Genomic DNA, 1,628 nt, shown 5'->3' with positions numbered 1-1,628 from the left:
GGCCTATCTGCGGATCGTGGAGGAGCGGTAGGGAGGGGCCGCCGGCTCATCCCTCGAAACACCGCCGACGCAGTGACCGCCCTCACTTCACCGTGATGCTCATGCCGCTGAGATCGGCGTTGACTTGTAGCCCTACCTGCCTGCCCGTGAGCTCGAGCTGGGCGCCCTTGTCGTTGGTCATGACGATCACCTGCGCGCCTTTGCCGAGCGCGCCGCCGCCGCCCGCCGCGCCGTACACGCCCGTCACGTCCCGGGCGCGCTTGATATGGCGCACGGTGCCCCGGAAATAGGTCTTGGAGGCACCGAAGGCGAGGCCGCCCGAAATGCCGCCGACCGAGATCGGATACCGGCGTCCATGGAAGGTCAGCGTGCCCTCGCCTCCGGCGCCGCCGATGAAGAAGGCCGCCTTGTAGATGGAGAAGCGGATCGTTCCGGTGTCGGCGTGCGCGACACTGGCAAAGCCAACGCCCGCGGCAGTGATGACGGCGATGGCGACTGAACGAAATCTAGACGAAATCTTCATGACAAGGGGCTCCTCAAGGTCGCTGCTCACCCGACCGGGCCGGGACGTCGGCGTCGCATCGAAGTTCATGGCTAAACAGTCTCGCCCATCATTGGTTCCAAGCACACGGTCTCGTTCCGGCTGCGAGGAGACCGTCGCTAAACGGGCCCGCCGGCTGGCGATTGTCCAGCGGCGGCTGGCGGCATCGCGGGTCGAGCAGGGGAGCACGGGGAGACCCATGGCGCCGTCTGGAGCGGGCCTGGTGAAACTTTTTGATTTTTAGGCCGTTGTCGCCGTTACATCCGAGGCTGAACTCATGCCGAAAACGGTCGACGGCGCCAGGCGGCGCAAGGCAGAGAAGTCGCACCAGGAGAAGGCCTCGACAGTCGAAGTTGCGTCCGAGGTCGTGGGCGAGGCTGCGCCGCCGCCCGGGGCCATCGAACCCGGTCCGGAGCTGACGCCGCAGGAGGCCGACAAGCTGTTCGAGACGCTCGAACGTCTGCGCTCGGAAGGCAAATCGATCCTGTACATCTCGCACCGGCTGGAGGAGGTCAAACGCATCTGCGACCGCGCCACCGTGCTGCGGCACGGCAAGGTGGTCGGCCACTGCAATCCGCGCGAGGAGACCGCCGCGTCCTTGGCCCGCATGATGGTCGGCAACGAAGTGCAGGCCGTGGTGCGCGCGCCGGTCGCGGGCATCGAAACGGCACAGTCCCTGCTCGAAATCCGCGGCCTCAGCCGCAAGCCGGCGACGCCGTTTTCGATCCCGCTCAAGAATATCAATCTCACCGTCCGCGCCGGCGAGGTGATCGGCATCGCCGGTGTCGCGGGCAACGGCCAGGGCGAGTTCTTCGAATCCGTTTCCGGTGAAGTCCTGCAGCCGGATGCCGCCTCGGTGCGCATTCGCGGCAAGGATGCGGGCAGCCTCAGCATCACCGGGCGCCGGCTGCTGGGTGCAGCCTTCGTGCCGGAGGAGCGCCTCGGCCATGGTGCCGCCCCGCGCATGCGGCTTTCGGAAAACCTGCTCCTGTCGCGCCATGCCACCGACGGCAAGACCTTCGTCGGGACGGGCGGAATGGTCAAGAGCGGCACCGTCTATGCCGCCGCCCAGCGCATCATCGAGGCG

1 protein-coding gene and 1 pseudogene are annotated in these 1,628 nt (G+C 67.0%); one reads left to right on the top strand and one right to left on the bottom strand.

The window, feature by feature from the left end:
- Window positions 1-82: 82 nt before the first annotated feature.
- Window positions 83-523, bottom strand: coding sequence for a hypothetical protein (locus FJ980_RS30855; protein WP_140500175.1), 441 nt, complete (start codon window positions 521-523; stop codon window positions 83-85).
- A gap of 433 nt (window positions 524-956) precedes the next feature.
- Between FJ980_RS30855 and FJ980_RS30850 the strand changes: the two are divergent.
- A pseudogene (locus FJ980_RS30850) lies at window positions 957-1,628 on the top strand (ABC transporter ATP-binding protein); the annotation flags it as partial.

The organism is Mesorhizobium sp. B1-1-5 (genome assembly GCF_006443065.1).
Lineage (GTDB): Bacteria > Pseudomonadota > Alphaproteobacteria > Rhizobiales > Rhizobiaceae > Mesorhizobium.
The sequence above is the reverse complement of the archived record's forward strand: the minus strand, read 5'-3'. Positions and strand labels throughout refer to the sequence as shown.